16 protein-coding genes are annotated in these 20192 nt (G+C 35.4%); 11 read left to right on the forward strand and 5 right to left on the reverse strand.

Annotated features, from left to right (window positions below):
- Positions 1-48: 48 nt before the first annotated feature.
- The 4 genes from D1092_RS06240 (at position 49) to D1092_RS06255 (ending at position 3639) form a co-directional block, all read left to right on the forward strand.
- Positions 49-711 (forward strand): LON peptidase substrate-binding domain-containing protein, encoded by a 663-nt coding sequence (locus D1092_RS06240; RefSeq protein WP_120122643.1) that lies wholly within the window; start codon positions 49-51, stop codon positions 709-711.
- Between the two features lie 13 nt (positions 712-724).
- A complete protein-coding gene (locus tag D1092_RS06245) occupies positions 725-931 on the forward strand; it encodes a Trm112 family protein (protein WP_120122644.1) in 207 nt (68 codons plus the stop codon).
- Between the two features lie 797 nt (positions 932-1728).
- Positions 1729-2109, forward strand: coding sequence for a helix-turn-helix domain-containing protein (locus D1092_RS06250; RefSeq protein WP_120122646.1), 381 nt, complete (start codon positions 1729-1731; stop codon positions 2107-2109).
- Between the two features lie 498 nt (positions 2110-2607).
- Positions 2608-3639, forward strand: coding sequence for an aspartate-semialdehyde dehydrogenase (locus tag D1092_RS06255; protein WP_120122647.1), 1032 nt, complete (start codon positions 2608-2610; stop codon positions 3637-3639).
- Between the two features lie 539 nt (positions 3640-4178).
- Here D1092_RS06255 and D1092_RS06260 read toward each other — a convergent pair.
- Positions 4179-4826, reverse strand: coding sequence for an SH3 domain-containing protein (locus D1092_RS06260; RefSeq protein WP_120122648.1), 648 nt, complete (start codon positions 4824-4826; stop codon positions 4179-4181).
- A gap of 460 nt (positions 4827-5286) precedes the next feature.
- Between D1092_RS06260 and D1092_RS06265 the strand changes: the two genes are divergently transcribed.
- The 3 genes from D1092_RS06265 to D1092_RS06275 are packed head-to-tail and all read left to right on the forward strand — an operon-like array spanning position 5287 to position 7846.
- Positions 5287-6111 carry a MetQ/NlpA family ABC transporter substrate-binding protein gene (locus D1092_RS06265; RefSeq protein WP_120122649.1) on the forward strand — a complete coding sequence of 275 codons (825 nt, stop codon included), beginning with the start codon at positions 5287-5289 and terminating at the stop codon, positions 6109-6111.
- A 48-nt stretch (positions 6112-6159) separates the two neighbouring features.
- On the forward strand, positions 6160-7194 hold the full coding sequence (locus tag D1092_RS06270; RefSeq protein WP_120122650.1) for a methionine ABC transporter ATP-binding protein: 1035 nt from the start codon (positions 6160-6162) through the stop codon (positions 7192-7194).
- Positions 7187-7846, forward strand: a complete 660-nt coding sequence (locus tag D1092_RS06275; RefSeq protein WP_120122651.1) for a methionine ABC transporter permease — start codon at positions 7187-7189, stop codon at positions 7844-7846. Before D1092_RS06270 ends, D1092_RS06275 begins: the two co-directional genes overlap by 8 nt.
- Positions 7847-8399: 553 nt before the next feature.
- Here the strand turns inward: D1092_RS06275 and D1092_RS09485 are convergent.
- Together D1092_RS09485 and D1092_RS06285 are read right to left on the reverse strand one after the other, a co-directional pair.
- Positions 8400-8564, reverse strand: coding sequence for a hypothetical protein (locus D1092_RS09485; protein WP_167309302.1), 165 nt, complete (start codon positions 8562-8564; stop codon positions 8400-8402).
- Positions 8565-9088: 524 nt separating this feature from the next.
- Positions 9089-9568, reverse strand: coding sequence for a MaoC family dehydratase (locus D1092_RS06285; RefSeq protein ID WP_120122653.1), 480 nt, complete (start codon positions 9566-9568; stop codon positions 9089-9091).
- Between the two features lie 162 nt (positions 9569-9730).
- On the opposite strand from D1092_RS06285, the gene D1092_RS06290 reads away from it, so the two are divergent.
- Complete coding sequence (locus D1092_RS06290) at positions 9731-11062, forward strand: NAD(P)H-dependent oxidoreductase (protein ID WP_120122654.1); 1332 nt, start codon at positions 9731-9733, stop codon at positions 11060-11062.
- A 233-nt stretch (positions 11063-11295) separates the two neighbouring features.
- On the opposite strand, the gene D1092_RS09635 is transcribed toward D1092_RS06290, so the two are convergent.
- Positions 11296-11781: a hypothetical protein gene (locus tag D1092_RS09635; RefSeq protein ID WP_174767367.1), complete on the reverse strand. Its 486-nt coding sequence runs from the start codon at positions 11779-11781 to the stop codon at positions 11296-11298.
- Between the two features lie 571 nt (positions 11782-12352).
- Positions 12353-12697, reverse strand: a complete 345-nt coding sequence (locus D1092_RS06300) for a hypothetical protein (RefSeq protein WP_120122655.1) — start codon at positions 12695-12697, stop codon at positions 12353-12355.
- Positions 12698-16477: 3780 nt separating this feature from the next.
- On the opposite strand from D1092_RS06300, the gene D1092_RS06315 reads away from it, so the two are divergent.
- Genes D1092_RS06315 through D1092_RS06325 form a run of 3 tightly spaced genes read left to right on the forward strand, consistent with a single transcriptional unit; the run spans position 16478 to position 19257 of the window.
- On the forward strand, positions 16478-17221 hold the full coding sequence (locus tag D1092_RS06315; RefSeq protein WP_120122657.1) for a creatininase family protein: 744 nt from the start codon (positions 16478-16480) through the stop codon (positions 17219-17221).
- A gap of 21 nt (positions 17222-17242) precedes the next feature.
- Entirely contained in the window at positions 17243-18274 is a 1032-nt protein-coding gene (locus D1092_RS06320; protein ID WP_120122658.1) for a CobW family GTP-binding protein, read from the forward strand.
- An 11-nt stretch (positions 18275-18285) separates the two neighbouring features.
- Complete coding sequence (locus D1092_RS06325) at positions 18286-19257, forward strand: WD40 repeat domain-containing protein (RefSeq protein ID WP_120122808.1); 972 nt, start codon at positions 18286-18288, stop codon at positions 19255-19257.
- Positions 19258-20192: the final 935 nt, after the last annotated feature.

Raw genomic sequence — 20192 nt, forward strand, 5'->3', positions numbered from 1 at the left:
GCAACGATTGACAGGCTAAAATTACCGAATAAAGGTCACAACATACTCATGAAAGCTGGTAATATCTTCTACAATTGCGAAAATGATCTTCCAAAGCAAATTGCTCTTTTTCCTTTAGAAGGTGCACTCTTACTGCCTGGTGGTTTTTTATCGCTCAACATTTTTGAACCAGAATCGCTTGAAATGATTGAAAATGTTATGGTATCCGATCGTCTCTTGGGCATTATTCAACCCCTTTCATCCGGTACGGACCGCTTTTCTACACAACTTTATAAAACAGGTTGTATAGGACGCATTACAAACTATAGTGAAACAGGCAACGGACAACTATTTATTATCTTACAAGGTATCTGCCGCTTTACCTTAAAACAAGAATTGACAAATACAAAGTCCTATCGAACAGCTCTTATCCAATCAAATATAAAAGATTTACAAGAACTCGATATTGAAGAAAGCATTCATCGAGAAAGCTTACTTGACGTTGTTGAAAAATATCTGACCATCCATGAAATGGAATACAACTGGAGCAGCATCATAGAAGCCCCTACACCGATATTGGTGAATGCTTTTTCAGCGCTTATTCCCTTTACACCAGCAGAAAAACAAGCTCTGCTTGAAGCGCCAGATATCAAAAGCCGTGCCCAAACGCTTCTCGCATTAACAGAACGCTCACTCATGAAACAAACAGGAACAGATTACCGTTTGAACTAATGAACGTAAAAACATGACAAAAATGACCACAGATCCCAAAATGCTTGAATTACTTGTCTGTCCGATGACAAAAGGCACACTTTCTTTCAACCGAAAAACACAAGAGCTTATTTCTCTCAAAGCCAAACTTGCCTATCCTATTCGTGATGGCGTTCCCATTATGCTGACTTCAGAAGCCCGTCCTTTGCAAAACGATGAAAAAACAACCCATAAAAAATAAACACTCTTCAGACAATTTTCTTCTCAAAAGCCCACTGTTATCAAGCTTCTATCAAGATGATATCTTAGTGTCTTGAGAAAAAGAGTTTTACAATTCAACTTTACAACTTTTCAAAATATCTCAAAAAATATTTTTATCTATCGTGGATGCCTTGATGACATCAAAACTTGAAAAAACCAACAAGGAAAATGGGCTGTAATTTCAATTGACGATTGAAAGCTATTGCCTTACGGTTTGATCGGTATACACGGCGGTCAGGGGACTTTCAAACTCAAACATTAAATCCTGCTTTGTAAATATACTTCCGGGACTCTTGTCATGTCCAAGTGCTCTTAGTACTAAAAGCAAGAGGCTGTTTTGAGTCAGCACTTCCAGATCCCGGAAGTCCCCAAATCTTAGAAGTCCAATACCGATGATGCTCGCACCTGAAAGGCATAAGTAATAAACCAAATATCCAGATTTTAATGACATTTCTATAGGCTAAAAAATGCTCTATAGGCTAAAAAATGCGCTTTATTTGCTTGAAATAAGCAATTAGAATTTCAATTGACGACTGAAAGCTATTGCCTTATGAATAAAGCTTGTGTTTTTGGTCGTATACGCGACGATCAAATAGGGTCTGGAAGCCCGAAAACCGAGTATAAAATTAACCCGCTTGGCGGGTGTCCCGGAATTTCCGGGGGCTCTTGTTATGTCCAAGTGCTCTTAAGCACTAAAAGCAAGAGGCTGACTCGGTTTCAGCACTTCCAGACCCCGGATACCAATGCGAGGGCGCTCGCAACCGGAGGGGAAACAAAGTGCGAGCTAAAAATTCACATTCTTACGACATTTCTTTAGGCCAAAAAATTCGCTTCAGAAGAAATATGATGGGATTTTCTCAAAAACAATTAGGAAGTCATTTGGGCGTAACGTTTCAACAAATCCAAAAATATGAAAAAGGTTTAAATCGTGTGAGCGCAGCACGTTTACAGGAAATTGCTGATGTACTCAAGGTTCCCGTTTCCTTCTTTTACGCTGAGAGCACAAAAAAAGAAGAGATTTCCTCACATTTTAATGATAGAATATCGAGTAAAGCAGAATATTTACTTTTGAAAAATTTCAGAGAGCTTACCCGCAAAAAACAAAGAGCAATTTTGCTGTTGATTTCTGATGAAAAAAACACCCCCTTATTTTCATGAATTTACTGAGATGCCCTCAACTGTTTTCAATAACATGAAAAAACATTTTAACCGTCTTCACCCCAAAAGACGAAGATTTTTATTCGGTCGGGAAACAGCCTGAATAAAAATTTTAGTCTTTAAAGAGAGGGAAAAAATCAAATAATTGGACACTTAACAGATAAAAGACAAAAAAACTCCCAAGACGATACGTCATACCATCTTTTAAAAATTCAAAAGTATGAAGAGAAACAATTGACAGAAGAGAAAAAATTCACTTAAGTGCTCTCGCAAAGAGATGAAAACTCCGCGTAAAATATTCAATTTTTTCAATTCTGAAAAAATCAAAAAAGACAATATTATTTGCAATACAATACTTTATTTTGCTGACGATTATGATGTGCTGTGCACAACATCGGATTTATTGAAGATATAATTTATGATTTTCCTTGACCAACTCACTCTCTCCTGAGTATAGCGCGGGGAATAAACGTGGAGAGACACGAAGGAGTATAGAAAATGAGTTTTAAAGTTGCAATTGTCGGCGCAACAGGAAATGTCGGTCGTGAAATGCTTACAATTTTAGAAGAGCGTGGTTTTCCTGCACACGAAATTGTGCCTTTAGCATCACGACGCTCATTAGGACAAGAAGTTTCTTATGGGGATAAAACTTTAAAAGTAAAAGCTCTGGATAGTTACGATTTTTCTGACACAGATTTGTGTCTTATGTCTGCGGGGGGAAGCATTTCCAAAGAATATGCCCCTAAAATCGCGTCCGCGGGCTGTGTCGTCATCGACAATTCCTCTACATGGCGCTATGATGCCAATGTTCCGTTAATTGTCCCTGAAGTCAATGCTGAAGCGATAAGTGCCTTTTCTAAGCGGAATATTATCGCCAATCCTAATTGTTCAACAATTCAACTGGTCTTAGCTTTAAAACCTCTCCATGATGCTGCCACCATTAAACGGGTTGTTGTCTCTACATATCAATCCGTCTCTGGAGCTGGTAAAGAGGGAATGGACGAACTTTTCGAACAATCACGCGCAGTATTTGTTGCAGATCCTATTACATCAAAAAAATTCACCAAACGCATTGCCTTTAATGTCATTCCTCATATCGATGTTTTCATGGAAGATGGTTATACAAAAGAAGAATGGAAAATGACGGCTGAAACGAAGAAAATTCTTGATCCGAAAATTAAACTCACAGCCACAGCCGTTCGTGTTCCGGTCTTTATCGGTCATGCGGAAGCTGTCCATGTTGAATTTGAAAAACCACTCAGCGTATCTGAAGCGCAAGCGCTCCTCCGTGATGCCCCTGGTTGTCAGCTTATCGATAAACACGAAGATGGTGGCTATACCACACCTTACGAAGGTACAGGAGAAGATGACACCTTTATTAGCCGTGTTCGTGAAGATATCACCGTTGAAAATGGTTTAGCTTTTTGGGTTGTTGCCGATAATTTAAGAAAAGGCGCTGCATTAAATGCCGTTCAAATTGCTGAATTGCTCATTTCTCGTAATTTGATAAAATCTAAGTCCGTCAATTAAAAGCCCTATCCAAAAGGACGAAGAATCCTAGCCGGTCTGTCAAAGGTCCGGCTTTTCTTCAAAAAATCTTCCCCTACTGAAGATTCATATCATCCCCTAAAGAACAGTCCTACGGGGGAGTGACAAATTCTACCCTAAACATCCTTGAATGCCTAAGTAGCCTTAAAATTATCCCGCACCGTTTAAAAAACGAAGATCTCTATCTGCACTGTTCTTATACACAATCGCACTTTTTAACCAGTTTGTACCGATCACCATCCTCATGTCGCCTTACGACACAATAGTATAAGGATAAGAAGCCCCTAGCCATTCTCTTTAAAAATCCAGCTTTAATAAATTCCACCAAACATTATCTTATAAGGACAATATCTCGAGACATTGATAAATTTCACCCTGAGTATTCTTAACTCTTATCACCCTAAATTATCTCTCACCACCTTGATACCATTTTATGGGACAATAAGATCAGCAGCATGAAGCATTTTTTGCTTCATGCTGCTGATCTTTTAGCCATTCCTGTTGTGAGATTGATTTTATTCTTATGGAGCAGGATAGGTCACAACACGGTAACGCGTTTCATTGCGTTCAAAATTTTTGTCATTAACCTTATCAGGAAAGAAGGGATTATAAGCATTGACGTGCTTTACAGAAACTTTTTGTGCCTTTGGTGAAGGATTTAAAATTGTCCGTTCATCTCTTTTTTTAACACCTGTGGAATCAATAATCACATCGGTTCTGTACAGTTTTTGCATGTTTTTCCGTGTTTTTTGCATCATTGGAAGAGCTTTAAAATCAGAAACAATCTGTTTTACTTTTTCTTTTTTTACTTTTGGTAATTTTATCATGGAATTTGATTTTACCGGCACCTTTTTAAAAGCAATGGTAGGAACATTAGCGACATTGACATAACGAGCAGATGCCCAACCAACTTTTCCATCATAACCAAGAGAACACCAAGTTTTATTGGATAAGCAGCCATAAATTTGTACTTTTGCGCCCATTGGAACCATTGCGATCAATTTGTAAGCTGTCGCAGGACCTGTGCGTAAAGATACCTGACCTGATGCAACACGAGCAACGGTTCCAGCAATGGTCCCAGCTTGCGCGTGAGAAGCAGTCACGGCCTCCCCTGATGCTCCCAAAGCCCATAAAATCATTGCCGTTGATAAAAAATTCTTTCTTAACATTATTTTTTTTCCTCTCTAACATGTAAAGGGCAAAATATTTGCCTTTGCAAAAATTTGCCGCATTTAAATCCAGTAATTATCAATCTTTATTTTTCCCCATCCCCACAGCCCTATGACCACAAAATCTCTCTTTGTCCCCTCCACCCCTCTCTACAAACACAGGACTTTTGATTTTGATTGTGCAGTATATCCCTCATGAATTGACTGCTAAAACATCATCTGATAACTTGGCTCTTTAGCCAATCGTCTCTTAAAGAAGTTTTTAAAGTGTCATTGGTTCCCTTAACCAATGATGATATTTCCCCCAAACTGCGAAAAATAGAAAAAAAGAATATTCTTTTTAAAATAAAAATGATTGAATATTCTCTCAAGCTTGTATAACTTTAGGTCTTCATAAAAAAATATAGAGTATATTGAAGCTTTCCTCAAAAAATCTCTTATAAAAGAAAGTTAAAAGAACATGACATTAAAGTTTTTTTCTCGTGGTCGTATTATAATTATAGGATTATTCCTCTCTCTCTTTACACTTTTTTTATCTACTGCTTGTTCCATGGCCGCAGAAAAATCAAAAATCAAACTTGGTGTCATGGAAGGACACGAAGCCACTGTTTGGCAAGTCGCTGCGGAGCAAGCTAAAAACGCTGGTTTAGAAATTGAGCTTGTTTATTTTTCTGATTACACTTTGCCCAACGATGCTGTTAATGCAGGAGAGATTGATGCAAATGCTTTTCAACACACGCCTTATCTTAAAAACCAAATGGAACAGCGGGGGTATAAACTTTCAATTGTAGGATACACGTTTATTACCCCAATTGGTGTCTATTCCCACAAAATTAAAGATTTAAAAGATCTGAAAGATGGTGCACATGTTGGCATTCCTAATGATCCCTCCAATGGTGGAAGAGCCCTCCTCCTTCTCAATTCTTTAGGTCTTATTCAATTAAAAGACCCTCATGATATTCTTTCCTCTCCACTGGATATTATTGAAAATCCTAAAAACTTGCAAATTCGGGAACTCGATGCCGGCATGTTAGGGCGAGCTATCGATGATTTTGATATTGCCGTTATCAATACAAATTGGGCTTTGGTTTCTGGACTAGATTTGCAAAAAGATGTTGTTGCATGGGAAAAAGCAGAAAATAATCCCTATAACAATATCATTGTTGTGCGAACCAGCGACAAAGATGAACCATGGGTCAAAAAATTAGTTGCTGCCTACAATAGCGAGCCTGTTCGTGCAAAAATCAAAGAGATCTTTGGTCCAGCAGCACAAACATCTTGGTAATTGTACCTCATATTTTCGTCGTTTTGCTAAACATTCTGGTAATTTTAAATGGAAAAAAACGCCCTCATTTCCTTAAAAAATGTCAGCCGATGTTTTAACAAAACGGCGGGGAATCCAGCGATTGATAACTTATCTCTTGATATTCATGCCGGTGAAATCCTTGGTATTATTGGTCGTAGTGGAGCAGGAAAATCAACACTTATTCGCTGTTTAAATGGATTAGAAAAAATTGATACAGGCTCTCTTTTTTTTGAAGGCATCAATATTTCAAATCTATCAGAGACAGAATGGGCGCCTTATCGTCAACAAATTGGAATGATTTTTCAACATTTCAATCTTCTTTCATCGCAAAAGGTGATTGATAACATTGCATTACCGCTCAAATTAACAGGAACAAACAAAAAACAGCGCAACAAACGTGCTCTTGAGCTTATTGAATTGGTAGGATTATGTGGTAAAGAATATTGTTATCCAGCAGAATTATCTGGAGGGCAAAAACAACGCGTTGGCATTGCCCGTGCGCTCGCTGCTAATCCTAAAATATTGTTATCAGATGAAGCAACCTCTGCTCTTGATCCTGAAACAACACAGTCTATTCTTGAACTTCTTGCCGATATTAACAACCGCCTCAATCTCACAATTGTGCTTATTACCCACGAAATGGAAGTGGTACGCACAATTGCGCATCGCGTTGTTGTTCTCAATCAAGGGCGTATTGTGGAAGAAGGACGTGTAAAGGATATTTTTACATCCCCACAAGAAGAAACAACCATTGCCATGCTTAAACTTGTTACGCCACAACTTCCTGAAAAATATGCACAAAATCTTAAACCGATCGGTCAAGAAGCTGTTATCGAAATGAATATTGCCGGTGCCATTGCCCAACAACCTTTTCTCCATCTTCTGGAAGATGAAAGCGGTTTAAGAGCACGTATTCTCCACGGAGGTATCGATACAGTTCAAGGAGAAACCATCGGGCGTCTCTTCTTATGCCTTCCTGCTCAAGATCAAGAAGCTTTTAAAAAAGCCGTTCAATGGTTAACCGAAAAGGGACGATATTGCGAGGTGTTAGGTTATGTTTAATGTTCTATCTCATGAACTTCCCAATGCCCTTTTTGATACAATCTTGATGACGATGAGTGCTTCTTTGATGGCGCTTATTATAGGGCTTCCCCTAGGTCTTCTTCTTCATACAACAGCACGTGGCGGAATTTTTACTTCATCTCTTATCAATCGCCCTTTAAGCATCATCATTGACAGTATTCGTGCCATTCCCTTTATTATTCTTGCATTTTATCTTCTTCCCGTTACCCGTATCGTTGTAGGAAGAGGTGTAGGAATGTCTTCTGTTATTTTTGTTCTCACCATTTCAGCTATTCCTTTTTATGCACGCATGGCCGAACTCTCTTTTAAAACCGTTGAAAACGGTCTCATTGAAGCGATCCGCTCTATGGGAGCAAGCCGTCTTCAAATCATCAGACATGTTCTTATTCCTGAAGCTCTCCCTAGCCTGATTACAGGTTTTACAGTCATGGTCATTTCTCTTATAGGAGCCACCTCACTTGCCGGATATCTTGGTGGAGGCGGTTTAGGAGACATGGCAATCCGCTACGGCTATCAACGCTATAATACCTTCATCATGACCATCGTCATCCTTCTTTTGATCATGCTCAATATTATAACCCAATGGACTTCTGATAAAATCGTACAAAAACTTGATAAAACGAAGCATTAAAAGACTGAGAATTTCACAGGCCAGCATTATCCATCCTCCTTGCCACTTCTAGAAATGCAACACCTCGCCAATGAAACATCCCTTGGCGATCGAAAACGCTCATTTTTTTAAAAAACACTTTTTCTTTTTTCTTAAACGACCTTATCGACATAAGCCCCCATTTTGTAACCAAGTAAATAGTTTGGATGGCTTCAATATAAAAGGAGATTAAATGAGAAGAGCCCTTACAACATTCAAAACTCTCTCTCACTATAAAATGATAAATGTCCATGTTAAATGACTCTATTGATCATGATCCAACCATAACACCCCATCAAAACAGTCAAGCAGACAGAACGATCCGCTATGACGAGTAGCGGCTAATAAAACCTTAGCCATAATTATAGCTAATCACTCTCAATGTATGATTGTTGTCTTCCAAAGTGCTTGATAAAAAACAAAAACATCTCGCCACTCTATTGCTAGTCTATCCATGATTTTATGACGTTATTTTATTTTCTTAAATAAGGTTTACCTCTCAATCAACATCTAGATCAAATGCAGCAGCATATTTTTAACACAGATTGAGTGGGATAAAAGCTCTAAACATTGTTCCTACTTTTATATGCCAAAGTGCAAGCAAACGCATTGCGGATCTATCAAGCGTAATTGCTAAAACGGGAAGACCCGTTAATTTTGGAAAAATATTAAAAGCGTAAAGATGCAAAACAATTTTCATCCTTACCATTATTCTTTAGTTTAGCATTAAAGCTTTCAAAAGCGTTTAAAACAATAAATAATGGAGATTACACATTGCCCCACACTTTTCGTTTATCACGTCCTTTAATGGATCACAGCCTATTCGTAAAACACAAAGACCCTAAATGGAATAATAGCCAATCCACTGAACTTCCATCTTTACGCTTTATAAAAAGTAAGCCAGTACCATCAGACACTTTGCAAACATCCAATATAGAGCCCCTCATCCCTTGATACTTGAGACGGTTCAAAGGCATACCTTTCTTGCACAGTTTCACTCCATACAGGCTACCCCACTTTTAAACGTGCAAATGAGCGGTTTTGATTGTTTCAACATGGAAATAAGTTTAAGATGAGAAAATCTCACGATACTCTAGAGTCGCGTATCAGGATAAATGATACGAGATTATCCTTATAAATCGATATATTCTTAATTTTATTATCGAAGATAAGTTTTAACAAAATTATATAAAAATTTTTATCAAACAAAGCACTCAAATAATCTTAAGGATTGGAAAGTTTTTCCCCCATCACAGCAACAATAAGCCATTGAGCCGTAAGGGCTGGTTTTTTTAGCTGTTCCACTTCCACTGTAACCCCATAATGGAAGACTACGCGACCAGAAGGACGAATTTCTGCATCATCGAGCACAAAACGCGCCCGTACCCGTGTTCCTGTCTTCACAGGACTCATAAAACGTATTTTATCAAAACCATAATTAATCCCCATTGTAGCCCCTTCTAACTCTGGAAGAGCCTCATAAGCAAGCGTAGACAAAAGCGATAATGTTAAAAATCCATGAGCAATCGTTCCCCCAAAAGGTGTCTTCTTAGCCCTTTCCTCATCAACGTGTATCCATTGATGATCATCTGTAGCGCATGCAAATTGATTAATCATATCCTGTGTAACAAGGCGCCACTGCGATAATCCCATTTCTTTTCCAATAAAAGTAGTGACATCTTGCACTGTGATTTTTTTCTGCATAACGCTATTCCTATTTTATTTATAAAAGCAACCATCCCCCTTGCTTTTATAAAACCCGTTGATTAGAGCATCAAGAATAAAAGATTAATTGTCTTAAAAACAAATACACCTTATGAATAAGGAGACTCTTTTCGTAGCATAGTTTTCAAATAGGAAAAAAGAATGACAAGCAATGTGAACCTAACAGGTTTAGCGCATGATTTGAAGCAACGTGCAGAAAACCATCCTCCTATCCGTATTGGACTGATTGGTTGTGGGGAGATGGGCACAGACTTATTATCAAGTATTGCGCAAATGGAGGGAATAACAGTTGCTGCTGTCGCCACGAGGACACCGTCACGTATTTTTGATGCTGCGACAATTGCCTATGGCGAAGAGGGACATGTCTGTGAAGTTGAAAATGCTCATGCCCTCACGCAAAGCATTGAAAAAGGTTTGATTGCAGCAACAGACGATATTGACCTTGTTTTGCGCCATGAACAAATTGATATTATCGTTGATGCAACAGGCTATCCTGAAGCGGGAGCAGAAATTGGCTTTAAAGCACTTGAAAACAACAAACATCTTGTCATGATGAATGTTGAAGCCGATGTTACGATTGGCGCGTATCTGAAACATGAAGCAGAAAAACGAGGGCTTATTTATACCCTTGGTGCGGGAGATGAACCAACTTCATGTATGGAACTCATCGAGTTTGTTTCAGCTCTTGGGCATAAGATTGTTGCAGCGGGAAAGGGAAAAAATAATCCTCTATTCTTTGATGCCACACCTGATGTTTATGAAGAAGAAGCACGACGGCGTAATATGAATGTGCGCATGTTGGTTGAATTTATTGATGGTTCCAAAACGATGGTTGAAATGGCAGCCATTGCCAATGCCACTGGACTTCTCCCCGATTGCCCAGGAATGCATGGCCCTCAAGCGGCACTACAAGATTTAAACAAAGTCCTTATTCCAAAACAAGATGGCGGTATTTTGCAGCAATATGGTGTTGTGGATTATTCAATAGGTCAAGGGGTTTCTCCAGGTGTCTTTGTCATTGCAGAAATAACACACCCACGTTTACGCGAACGCATGGAAGATTTAAAAATTGGTCAGGGACCTTACTTCACCTTTCAACGCCCCTATCATCTCACAGCTATGGAAGTTCCCCTCACCTGTGCACGCGTGATGCTTTATGGCAAAAAAGATATGGTTCCTCTTAACCATCCCGTAGTAGAAGTCTGTGCTGTTGCTAAAAAAGATTTACACCCAGGCGATCAGTTAGATTTTATCGGTCTTTATACGTATCGTGCTTGGATCATGAATATTGCAGAAGCGCAGGCTCGCCAAGCCGTTCCTTGTGGTCTTTTAGAAAACGCAACCGTAACAGCTGAAATTAAAAAGAACGAACTCATTACAGTGCATAATACGGCTATTCGTGAAGATCAATGGATTGCTCGTCTTCGTGCCAAACAAGACCTTTTACTTCAAAAACTTCCCACTTATGTATAACCCCCCCGCTATTGCTTTAAATTCATCTTATTGATTTACATATAATTTATTATTTTCTTACTGCATGAGAACTCTGAATACAGGGATATTTTTTATTTTATCCCTTGTTATGTAATATTTCTGAATAAGCTTCATATCAGAGCACGCAGATAATCTTAAAAGACTAATAAAGAGAAGTAAAAGTGCTAGTCTTATAACGATGAAATAACCGTAAACTATAAAAAATCAGTTCCCTACTCTTCATCATCTGTATAGATTGCCAAGGAGGTTGCCATTCCTAGCAAAGATGCAGCAACACCCATTAAATCCCCAATACAGAAAGAAGCAACAAGTCCTATAACACATGTCCCACCCAACATGGTAGCGAAGCCTTTCTCTAAGTTAAAGTTAAAGTTAAATTCAGACCCAAAAAAGCGACTACCTTTGTTTTTTCCAGGATCTTTTCCAGGGTTTTTTCCAGGATCTTTCCCATGATCTTTCCCTTTACCTATACCTAGTATACCTTTCACAAAAGAAAATCCATTTTGTCCTTCAATATCATAAATAACAGCCTTATCTACCGCTTGAGTAACGACTCTTTTTTCCAGTGTTGCAACAATTCCCTCTTCTCGAAACTGATTTTGTACAAAACTTGCATTCCCCTCCACAGTTTGTACAAAAAAAAGAATAAATAGTGTAAAAATAAATGAGCACACACGACTTTCAAATATTTTAAACATAGCTTTCTTTGCTCCTATTTATATTTACTAAAAATAGTAAGGTAATAAAAGTAATATAATATTTTCAAACATGTAAAAAATAAACATTATATAATATTTATTAATATAAATACTAAGAAAATATTATATTAAAGCATATATCATATTATATATTGTTTGTAAATAAATAAAAATAGTATAATTTAAGTATAAATTATAACTCAATAGAAATTTTATAAATAGTTTTAAATAAAAAAATCAAAAAATATAATATTTAAATGATAAATATAAAAACAACATGTTTTCATTATTATAATACAATAAACATAGAATGCTTCTTAATTAGTATTTTATTATATTAATTATTAATAATATCAATATTTTTTTGACAAAACCATTATAAATTGCAAAAAAGCCTTCAAAGCTCTTTATCCTTATTTTCAAATAAAAAAACATTAACGAAATGATTTCTAATTTTTACTGATATATAAAAAACATTTCGCAGCCCTTTTAAAGGAGAAAAACACCCATTAAAAGGCTTTTCACTTTAATAATGCGGACAAAAAAATACATTTATTATTAGCACATATTATTAGAAAAATAGTCTAAAAATAGCTAGAAAAGCACCAATGAAATCCCCAACGGATAAAGAAGAAAAAACTGCCTTAACACATATCTTCCTCCAAAAAGCTGCATCTGAAATTGCAGAAACTTTTTCAGCTTTCCCAAAAGCAAATCCATCCTGTCCTTCAACATCATGGATAACAGCCTTATCTACCGCTTCAACAACAACATTTTTTTCTAGTATAGCAACAGTTCCCACTTCTTGAAATTGATTTTGTACAAAACCTGCATTCCCCTCCACAGTTTGTATAAAAAAAAGAATAAATAGTGTAAAAATAATTGAATACACACGATTTTCAAATATTTTAAACATAATTTTCTTTGCTCCTCTTTTTATTTACTAAAAATAGTAAAATAATATTTTCATACATAAAAAATAAACTTATATATAATTTTATTAATATAAGTAATAAGAAAATATTACGTTGAAGCGTATATCATATTATATAATATGCGTAAATAAAGTTTACATATTATAAGTATAAATTATTGTATAATATAGATTATGTAAATAGCTTTAATTACAAAAATTTTAAAAATTATAATATTTAAATAATTAATATAAAAATTCCATGTTTATATTATTATAACAATATAAATAAATTTCATCATAATTAAAAACATCCATATAAAATAAATATATAATTATGAAGTAAGAATTTAAATAAGAAATTTTTTTGACAAAACCACTATAAATTACAAAAAGAAGCTACAAAGATCCTTATCTTTATTTTCAAATAAAAAAACATTTCGCAGTCCTTTTAAAGGAAAAAAACATCGACTAAAAGGTTTTTAACTTTAATAATGCAGACAAAAGATACATTTATTATTAACAAAACAATCCCAAAATAGCTAGAGCAGCACCAATAAGATCCCCAACGGATAAAGAATTCAGAACTAATACAATACCTATCTTTCTTCAAAAGGCTGCATCTGAAAATACAGCAACTTTTTTAACTTCTCCAAAAGAAAATCCATTTTGTCCCTCAACATCATGGATAACAGCCGTATCCCCCACTTCAATAATAAATTTTTTCTAGTGTAGTAACAATTCCAACTTCTTGAAATTGATTTTTTACAAAACTCGCATTTCCTTCTATAATTTGCACAAAAAAGAGAATAAATAATGTAAAAGTAAACGAACATACACGATTTTTAAATATTTTAAACATAACTTTCTTTGCTCCTCTTTTTCTTCACTGAAAAAGTAAAAGAATACTTATATATAAAAATAAATGATACATTATATGTAGTTCATAATATAAATATAATACATTACGTATTACATGTAAAGAGATAAAATAATATAATTTTAAGTTTTAAAATAATAACAACAATACTAGAAAGTTTCTGAACGGTCTATTTAAGAAAAACTTATTTAAAAATCAAATGACTATAAAATATAACAAACACAATTGAGAATTGCCTCATATTACGAAAAAATTTACCAAAATAAAATGTATTGCTAATCTCTATGCTATTATTATTACATAAAATTTTAAAAAGATTTATAAATATCAAAAATAATTTATTTTTCTTATAATAGAATCATTGATAATATTAAAATATTTTATTATTTCTATCACTCTAATTTAAAATAATGAAAATTTATCAACGTTCATAGAAAAATAAATTTAAAACAGTATAAAATAAAAACTATCAACATAATAATACTTGTCTATTATTGAAATAAGAGAAATATGAAATACTTCTTCAAAGATCTTTTATGATATCCATCATTGATATAGAACAGGTTTGCTCTTTCTAATGCCAAGAAATAAAATCGCGAGCAAATAAAAAAATAGTGAGCTAAAATAAATATTTCTCTAGACGTAAACTTTAAAAGTCTGTCCTATTTTTGACAAAACAGTTATAAAGTGTAAAAGAGCATCAAGAGCTCTCTGTTTAAACAAAAAAACATTAACAAAGTGCTTTTTAACTTTTATTAATATATAAAACATCCCATAGCATCTTCAAAGAAGTTGTTCAGCCCCCTATCTCATACAGCATAATACATTGAAATTTTTGATTTTTTTAATTAACAAAACACACTTATAAAACAAATCAACTTATCAGCTTTATAAAAACATTATAAGCAACACAAAAATTCTAGGAAACTACCTAAAACCAAATACTAAAATAGTCATGAAAAATGAGAGCACCTCCCAAAACACTAAAAAACAACTCTCTTGCCTAACTTTCATAAAAGTTAGCTGATTTTTTTCTTCAATAGGGTAGATCACAGCCATATCTATATTTCGAGCTATTATATTTTTCTCTTGATTAGTAAAAAATAATTCCCTTTGAAATAAATCTTTAGAAATATTCATATGATTTTCTGCATCTTGTGCAAAAAAAAGAATAAACACTATAAAAATAGAACAATAAAATCTATTTTTTAATATTTTAAACATAACTTAATATTATCATATTTTTCTTTAATTAGAAAGTAATTTCTATAATAAAAACTGTAAAAATAAAATATATTTCCTAACAATTTATTTTTATACATACAATAATACATATACTATATTTAATATAAGCGTCATTAAAATATAAATAAAAAAATTACATTTTTAAAGGACCAGCTTCAAGATAAACAAATTAAAAAAATACCCCTTCGAAAACCAATATTGGTTAATCAATTTATCAACGGCTCATATTAAAAGTAAAAGACTGATTTATAATCATAATCCATTGTTTTGCATATTAAATGTAAGGTCATCTAGCGATTATGAATTTCCCTTACTTAATTTTAACACTATTTATATTGAACCAATCAAATTTATTTGCTTGCAAATCACAAACAAAAGGATGTGTAAGGTGAAGTGGTGTATAGGGAGAAAAACTTAAAGAAAAAAATATCACTTATAAGGTATTTTAAGTAAAAAGTGCCGTTGCAAAAATCAGAAGATGGCAAAATATATACGGGTGCCCCCTTTTTACTTCAAAAGTGTAAAGATGATCATATACAATCGTTTTGCTATTATAGGCGTTTTGCTATTATAGGCGTTTTGCTATTATAGGCGTTTTGCTATTATAGGCGTTTTGCTATTATAGGGATTTACCGTTATACCCTTCGATGTGCAGCGTTATAAAATAGGCTTGAATACTTGCTTTTTCTTTAAAACAAACAGCATACAATGTAATGAGATTCTGTTTATCCTAATTTCAACGATGTTTCTTCTTTATCATCTGATTACTCATCACATTATAAACTCATCAAGCTCTTTATAATTTCGCGATACTACGCGTCGAAGAGTATAACAATAAATTCATTGAGCCCCACCATTTTGACGCTTCATAAAGGAGCAAGCCCGCACTAGCACACACTTTACCAGCCGCCTAATGTTGCAAGACCAAACCTTTAGCACTTGAGATATTTCATAAGAAGTATACCTGTACAGTTTCACATCTCACAACTAATCTACTCGTGATGTACAAGAGACATGGTTTTTATTCACTCAAAATGGAACAGATTTGGAATAAAAAAAGTCTTATAATTTTTTGAGACTCTCATTCAACATGAAAAAATAAATACTCTTTATAAATCAATATAGTGTCATTATGTGATTTCATCTCATGTAAATTCTTCTTATTACATTCATTTTTTCTTTATAAACACTAAAATCTATTAAAACATTGTCCACAGTAAGATGAATGTACATTTCTATTCTTTTGTAAGACATCTCTATAAACTTGAATTCAGAATGCAAGAATCCTGATTAAAACCAAAAGCTATGCCATCCTGCCTTCACACCAACATAAATGCTTTGGTTATCCTTTCTTCATAGCAAAAAGAAAAATATTCAACTTCATCTAAAAACTTTCTTTTTAAAAATACAATGAAAAAACTTAATCAAAAATTCTTACAAAAGTTATTGATCTTTAGAAGGAGTAGTGCATATTCCATCAAAATTGTGTTAGCTTCTCTCAATAAAATCTTCACTATTTTTAATAAAGCTCTCATTTTTAGAGTATCCCTATGGAATGTAAAAATACACCTATTTGCGTTTTTCTTATAGATAGATTAAATAGTGACAGAACCTTTGATCACTTTATCTGTATAAACTCCTCTGTTGGGTAATAATTTATGGCATCTAACACGCCTTTTCTCGCTCTTTTACCTTTAGGCGCACACGAATATCACGGAGAGCACCTTCCCTTTGAAACCGACTGGATTATTGCTGAAGCTTTTGCAAAGGCCCTCACGTTAGAAACAAAAGAACAATTTCATATCACCCTTTTACCGGTTGAAAAAATTGGCTATTCTATAGAGCACATGGATATTAAAGGAACACAAACCCTGACCTTTTCTGATGCGATTAAACGCTGGATAAAGATTGGTGAAGACTGCTATAACAAAGGGATCAACCGTCTTCTCCTTCTCAATGCTCACGGAGGCAATTCACCTTTAATGAGCATTGTTATCACCGAATTGAGAAGGCGCTTTTCAATGCTTGCTGTAGCGACAAGCTGGAGCCGTTTTGGTTTGCCACAAGGTCTGATAGAGCCTTCTCAACAGCCTCTTGATATCCATGGTGGTTTTATCGAAACCTCTCTCATGCTCTATTTAGCTCCAGAAAAAGTTCATATGGAAAAGGCAAAAAATTTTCATAATAAACAAGCGGATATGATTGCCAATTATCGCTATTTACGCGCTTATGGTCCTCATGCCTTTGGCTGGACAATGCGTGATCTCAACACGCAAGGTGCAGCAGGAAACGCAAGCAAAGCAACACCTCAAGCCGGTAAAGCTATTTTTTCTCATGTTCTATCTCAGCTTCATGATTTACTTGATGATATCAAGCGGTTTAACATAAATACATGGCAGTAAAGAACAATAAAAGGTCTCTCCATGGAAACAATATCCCCCAAAAAACTTCCTGTTACAGTTCTCACAGGCTACCTTGGTTCAGGAAAAACCACCCTTCTCAACCGCATCCTTAGTGAAAATCATGGCAAACGTTATGCTGTCATTGTCAATGAATTTGGTGAAATTGGGATTGATAATGACTTGATCATTGAATCAGATGAAGAAATTTATGAAATGAATAACGGCTGTGTTTGCTGCACTGTACGTGGCGATCTCATTCGTATTCTGGAAAGTCTGATGCAACGTTCTCATCGATTTGATGCAATTATTATAGAAACAACAGGACTTGCCGATCCCGTTCCTGTTGCACAAACCTTTTTCATGGATGATACAGTTCATGAAAAAACAACGCTTGACAGTGTCATAGCGGTCGTTGATGCAAAGCATTTTCCCATTCAACTGAAAAAAAGTCGTGAAGTTGAAGAGCAAATTGCTTTCGCAGACATCGTTCTTTTAAATAAGATTGATCTCGTCACAGCACAAGAACGTGCCCATGCAGAATCGCTTATTCTTGCTATTAATCCTCGCGCTATACTTTATACAACACAGCGCACCAATATTCCTCTTGATAAACTTCTCAATCGTGGTTTCTTTGATCTCCAACGGACTCTAGACCATGAGCCTCATTTTCTTGATCACAAGCATAAAGACCAACCTGAAGATCATGTGTGTGGTCCCGATTGCCATCATGAGCATCATCATCACACATCTACCATTCATGATATTACCGTCACTTCTATAAGTTTAAAAACAGGTGCCCTGCAACCAGAAAAGTTTTTTCCTTGGATCCAACAAGTTACACAGCAACAAGGACCTGATATTTTGCGTCTTAAAGGCATTATTGCCTTTCAAGGAGATGATGATCGTTATGTCATTCAAGGCATTCATATGCTTCTTGAGGGACAACATCAGCGCCCATGGCGTCAAGATGAAAAACGAGAAAGCCGCCTTGTTTTTATCGGACGCTCTCTTGATGGCAAAAAATTAAAAACTGATTTTGAAAATTGCGCATAAAATGAATGGCAATACCTAACATGACCCATTATGATCTCCAAAGTTACTGCCTTTCTTGTGGTTTTATAGGCAATAAACCAGCCTTTGTTTCCGTGGAAGGTTTGATTGTTTTTTTAACCCCAACCCCACAAATCTTTGAAGTTCATAAAGGAATAATTTCAAGTCATTTTTCCCATGACAATACTGCAATCATCACAGGGGGAGAAGATGGAAAAGTCTGTCAAACAACAGCTAATGGTCACACAGAACTGCTCAGTCAAAAAGAACGCAAATGGATCAATAACGTTGCTTTTGGCCCCCAAAAAGCTTTTGCCTTTTCCACCGCCCGTCTTGCATTTGTGCATGTAGGAAAAGAACAACAAGAGCTCCCACATGAGCGCAGTATAGAGGGTCTGGCTTTTGCCCCAAAAGGTTTACGGCTTGCCGTTGCCCATTACAATGGTGTTACGCTTCATTGGTTCTCAACACAAACATCTCCCACAACATTGGTATGGAAAGGCGCTCATTGTGGTGTGACCTTTTCACCAGATAACCGCTATGTCATTTCTACGATGCAAGAAAACGCCTTACACGGCTGGCGTCTTACCGATCATCAACATTTACGGATGAGTGGCTACCCAAGTAAAGTCAAAAGCTGGTCTTGGAGTGCAAAAGGAAAATGGCTTGCAACATCAGGTGCTTGTGCCGCAATTGTTTGGCCCTTTCATACAAAAGACGGCCCCATGGGAAAAACACCCTTAGAACTTGGAACACGAGCTAATGCACTTGTTAGCACCGTTTCATGCCATCCAAGCAAAGAAATTGTCGCCATAGGTTTCAATGATGGAATGATTTTAGCGGCACATTTTCGTGATGGAAAAGAAGTCCTTCTAAGAGGGGATGGGAAAAGCGCTATCTCAGCACTCAATTGGGATCAAACAGGACACAATCTCACCTTCGGTAGTGAAAATGGTGAATGTGGTATGATCAATATCACTGATTAAGCTAAGCAGCCACAAGTACAACTATCACTGATTAAAATACCCACGCAATCCTCTAGAAGTCTGAGCCCCCGCCCATCTCTAAAACTCACAGAAACTCCAAGCGCCCTCTCTAAATCCCCAAGGTCTTTATAATCATAAAGCCTTCCATCTTCCTTTCCCTTCCCTTTTAAACAAGACAAGACCTTAAACAAATTTTTGACCTTTTAAACATTGTTTTCTCCATACAAGAATATCACCTATAAAACCGCCCCCATTCCCTATAAAGCCACCTTTTTTATAATAATCTATGGCCATGAACTGCACACTCCCATCAAGACACTATTCCTGAAACTTCAGCAAAATAGAGCTTATAGCATCATCGAAAAGTCCTCTTTTTTCCTACAGTCAAAGGAAAGACCTCAACACTATTTTTTTCAATAAAATTTTTTGACCGCTACTTCACACCTCAAAAAATAAAATTCCTTACCAATTCTGATCAACAGTTTAGCTTCTTATCTAGACATATCAAATTGGTTTAAAGAGGTGTTTATTGTTTTACAGATCGAATGAAAACCCTTAAAATCACAAAATTCTTTCGTTTCAAATCTTTTTATACTTTTTATAATTCAATTAATTAAAATCTTTTGCTTGCACATTACAAACAGAGAAGAGCCTATATTGATACAAAACATTTAAGAACAGACTAAAAATACTTCTTAAGAACATTTTCGAGTGTTAAAGTCACCACAATATTGAAAGCCTGGAAAACAGAATGATGGTGCCCCCTTATTACAGTAATAAAAATAATCTATATCTTATCAAAGTTGTTCTTGGCGTCTATCATTTACCAAAAAACACTCCTAAGAACACCATTAAGCATCCTTTACTTTTTATGATTATTTAACATAAAATTCTCTCAGTATTTATCTAAAGTAATCAAGTAAACATCTTAAAAA

This window comes from Bartonella krasnovii, assembly GCF_003606345.3.
Taxonomy (GTDB): domain Bacteria; phylum Pseudomonadota; class Alphaproteobacteria; order Rhizobiales; family Rhizobiaceae; genus Bartonella; species Bartonella krasnovii.